Source organism: Kitasatospora sp. NPDC036755, from assembly GCF_040636595.1.
GTDB lineage: Bacteria > Actinomycetota > Actinomycetes > Streptomycetales > Streptomycetaceae > Kitasatospora.
Genome location: NZ_JBEZUT010000611.1, coordinates 1 through 2,217 on the forward strand (window position 1 = coordinate 1; position 2,217 = coordinate 2,217).

Consider the following 2,217-nt stretch of genomic DNA (forward strand, 5'->3'; position numbering starts at 1 on the left):
CGCCAATGCTCCGCAGTGGCTCCCTCCTCCGCCTTGCGATGCACGCACCCCAACGCCGCACGCTGATCCGACGCCAATTGTCAGACACGCCCTAGCGCAGAGGTCGGTCCGCCGGAGCCGGGCCCGAGGGCGTCGGCTACGGCCGCACGCTGCGCGGCCCGGTGACGGTGGCTCCCAACGCGCCCACCCGGGCCCGCAGTTCGCGGTCGGCGGTGGCGACCACGCACGAGCGGGCGGGCTGACGGGCCCGCTCGGCCCGGACCAGCTCGACGACGCGGTCGTCGCCGCTGCCGCTCGCCTCCACCACCCGCACCCCGGGCACGCCGTCGACTCCCCGGGCCGCGCCCTCCACGACCAGCACCACCTCCAGCGGGCCGGGGTGCTCCGGCAGGCCCTGCCCGGCGACGGCCACCAGCGCGTCCCGCAGGCGCTCGGCGGCGCCCCGCCGGTCGCGCCACCAGCCGTCCGGCACCGATCCGACCACGTTCGCGCCGTCCACCACCAGCAGGGGCGGCGGCGCGGCCTCGTTCTCGTCCATGGTTGCCAGCCTGCCACGCCGAGGGCGGGGCGCCCGCGATGCCCGGGGCGGCCGCAGTCCGCGGGGTGGCCGCGGTCCCCGGGCGCCGCGTCAGGAAGCGGCCCGGCGGACGGGGTGGCCCGAGGCGTCGGCGGTGAGCCAGGAGCCGTCGCCGAGCGGACGGAGGTCGTACGCGTCCGCCGCCCGGGCGTCGAACCCGCCCAGGACACGGCCGGATCGGGCGTCGACGCGGTAGTGGCGGAACCACTCCTCCTCGTCCTCGGTCTCGCCGACCAGGGCGACGACCAGGACGTCCGGGGTCAGGAAGCCGCCGCACCACTCCAGGCAGGCCGTGTCCGGGTCGTGCCCGAAGGCGTCGACCGTCAGGGTGAACAGCACCTCGCCCCCGGGGTGGGCGTGCACCGCGAGGTCGGTCTGCTGGTGGTCGACGGTCAGGAAGCGGTGCCCGTCGGGCGACAGGTCGACGAGGCAGCGGTCGACCCAGGGGTAGCGGACGAGGTCCAACCGGCCGCCGGTCAGCGAGCCGCGGTGGACGACCGTGCCGTCCTGCCCCTCACCGACGCCGAGGAGGACCTCCCCGCTCGACGGGTGCACCAGGTGCACGCCGCCGTGCCCGGCCGTCTCCAGGTCGGTGCGGTCGAGGACGGCCCCGGTGGCGGCGTCCACGGCGACCCACTGGTCCGGCCGGCCGCGGCCGGCCAGCTCGTCGGGCCGGTAGACCCACAGCACCCGGCCGTCCGCGGACAGTTCGCAGGCCGGGTGGGTGCCGTACCGGTGGTCCGCGGCCGGTTCGAACCGCGAGCGCCAGGCCTCCGCGCCCTCGGCCGTCAGGCAGACGACGGCGTCGGGCGTCGCGCAGTAGGCGCGCCCCAGGTCGGCGGCGACGGTGTGGCCGAGGATCCGGTCCCCGGCGGCGGGCCGGAAGACCGCGGCGGGCGACAGGACGCCCACGGTCTCGGCGGCGGGGGCGTAGGCGTGGACGAGGCCGTCGACGAGCCGGGTGAAGGGCCGGACGGGGCGGTCGGAGGAGGCCATCCCCGGAGGCTACCGAACCCGGCCGGGGCCGGCGGGCCCGCCCCCGCGCCCCGCGCTCAGTCTGCGAGGGTGATCCGGATGCCCACGGTGCCGCGCTCGCCGCGTCGCAGCCGGCTGCCGAGCAGGGTGAGCACGCCGAGCAGGCCGTACTTCTGGCGCAGCAGGGTGCGGTAGGCGGCGGTGCGCTCGGGGCCGAGGAGCTCGGCGGTGGCGGGGTACTGCTCGCCGGTCGGGCGGCCCTTGACGTCGCAGGGGCCGACGAGGACGTCGGCGCGGTTGCGGATCCGCTTGACCTTCCAGGAGTCCGCGACGGTCCAGACCCCGAGCGCCTCCCCGTCGCGCACCACCCACACCGGGGTCGGCACGGCGGTGCCGTCCTTCTTGTACGTGGTGACGAGCAGGTAGCTCCCGGTGGAGAGCTGGACGATCCGGGCGAGCCGGTCCGCGGCGGAGGGGTCGGGCGTGGTCATGGCCGGAAGTCTAGGGGGTGCCCGCAGGCCCGACGGCTACCGTCGTCCGCCGGGAGGGCGGGCGGAGCGGAGCAGGGCGCGACCGCCCTCGGGGGCGCCACCGGTGTCGGCGGGCCGCGCCGGCGTGCCGGTGCGGTACGAGGCGATCGACACCGCTCTGACCGCGCTCGGTGA

At 77.3% G+C, this 2,217-nt stretch carries 3 protein-coding genes; all 3 read right to left on the bottom strand.

The window, feature by feature from the left end; genetic code table 11:
• Positions 1–136: 136 nt before the first annotated feature.
• Positions 137–538 carry an NTP pyrophosphohydrolase gene (locus tag AB0E96_RS40505; protein ID WP_359831780.1) on the bottom strand — a complete coding sequence of 134 codons (402 nt, stop codon included), beginning with the start codon at positions 536–538 and terminating at the stop codon, positions 137–139.
• 90 nt (positions 539–628) lie between these two features.
• Positions 629–1,573 carry a hypothetical protein gene (locus tag AB0E96_RS40510; protein WP_359831782.1) on the bottom strand — a complete coding sequence of 315 codons (945 nt, stop codon included), beginning with the start codon at positions 1,571–1,573 and terminating at the stop codon, positions 629–631.
• A 56-nt stretch (positions 1,574–1,629) separates the two neighbouring features.
• Complete coding sequence (locus tag AB0E96_RS40515) at positions 1,630–2,043, bottom strand: PPOX class F420-dependent oxidoreductase (protein ID WP_359831784.1); 414 nt, start codon at positions 2,041–2,043, stop codon at positions 1,630–1,632.
• Between the last annotated feature and the right edge of the window lie 174 nt (positions 2,044–2,217).